General features: G+C 37.7%; 1 protein-coding gene. It reads left to right on the top strand.

Annotation, left to right across the window (positions count from 1 at the left end; genetic code table 11):
• The first annotated feature begins 668 nt into the window (after positions 1-668).
• Positions 669-1,436 carry a hypothetical protein gene (locus tag VP97_RS22970; protein ID WP_050184509.1) on the top strand — a complete coding sequence of 256 codons (768 nt, stop codon included), beginning with the start codon at positions 669-671 and terminating at the stop codon, positions 1,434-1,436.
• The last annotated feature ends 180 nt before the right edge of the window (positions 1,437-1,616 follow it).

Raw genomic sequence — 1,616 nt, forward strand, 5'->3', positions numbered from 1 at the left:
TAAAAAGCACCTTCCTTTATTGATAAAGGAAGGTGCTTTTTTGTCGTGTCTCCTGATTCAAAACTCTGTTCACTATGCTTTTATATTATTGTACAAGGAGATGCAGTTATCGTTTTTAGAGATCCACCTTTATTGTTATTTACATCGATTGCTTTCATCATTTATGCTCCTTTTAAAAAAGTTTAACATTAATATAGAAAGAGTAACTATTAAAAGAAGCCTATTATTGCAATATTTTTGAAGTTTAGAAGAATATTTTACTTTTAAAATCAACATTAATTTTACTTTTAAAATTAATGTTGATTTTAAAAGTAATAGAAGAATAAAAAAAGAGAGAGTAATGAATTTTGCGTGTTGTGAATCCTTGTCGGGTAGGATATACTATCCTTAAATTAAATGAACGGACCAAAAGAAAAAGAGCCTAAGCTGCATAAGTGGAGCGCCAACTCCCTCATGCGGTATACCGTGAACAGACCACGGCAACACACTTGCTCAGACTCTTTGGACTAACGTTTATTTGCCCTTATTTTAGCGCAAATAAACGTTGAGTTCAAGGGATACTTCTGTATTTTTTTAGAGCGCTTGTTTTGCCGTACGCTTTTCCGGATTCCGGAGAACAATACGGCAGGCAAGCGTTCTTTTTGTTTCGAGAAAGAGGAGTCTTGAGCATGAAAAAATTTATTGAAATCATTGCTGGCGAAGCTGCTTACGCCAGTTTAGCGTCATTTGAAACCATAGAGCAGCTAAATCAAACTGTACGTCAGTATAAAGATATGATCAATGCTATGGAATTGCGCCAGGACGTAAAAAGGAACTTGCTGACTGTGATGGAATACCTTAAACGCCATTCCTGCAGATTCTTCGGCGTTTCATTCAAAGGCAAACGGAAGATTGCTGCGGATCTTAAGATGAGCGACAAGACAATTACACGGTTGTGCAAGCGTTTGGAAGTATTAGGATTCATAAAACAATACGCCATGAAGCGCTCCAGCGACATGCAACAAACAAGTAATGCCATCGTAATTCAGCCGACTAAAAATGAAAATGTCCCACAAGAGGCTGTTAAAATGTCCGACCAAAAAAACAATATCTTTTCAAAACAACACCAATTATTAAATAATACGTATTCTGCGAAGTCGGTAACGTTTTACGAACGTTTTAAAAATCTGCTCGAAAATACGATTGCCCAGAGTCAGTCGCTTGTATCACGCATGTATGGAGTTTACCGCGCTCATTCTACCGCTTTAGTAAAGCACGGAGCTTTCGATAAGCAAGACGTTGAAAATATCGCTATGTCCGCACTACACACAGCTGTTATCCGTACAAAAACGAAGAAGATCCGCAATCTGGCCGGATTCTACAATGGCGTTTTGAATAAGATGCTCGATCGTTTCGTCCTTGAAGATTGTGCACGTGTGCTTGTAGAAGAAGCGTGATGTTTCGACGTATGGCTACAAGTATGCGTGTAAACATATGTGGAAAGTTAACTAAACCTATCTTCTTACAAGCAGGTTTTATACTGGTGTGCAAACCTAAGTTTTATAAAACACATATGTACCCTCCTTACTAAATCAATTCCTTATCTTTAGTGGCGAGTCGCATTGAGAACAAAAAGG

Origin of the sequence: Domibacillus robiginosus, assembly GCF_000966195.1 — a bacterium.
Lineage (GTDB): Bacteria > Bacillota > Bacilli > Bacillales > Domibacillaceae > Domibacillus > Domibacillus robiginosus.

Coding starts and splice junctions, on each gene's coding strand:
- VP97_RS22970 (WP_050184509.1), top strand. CDS start 669: ATGAAAAAATTTATTGAAATCATTGCTGGCGAAGCTGCTTACGCCAGT.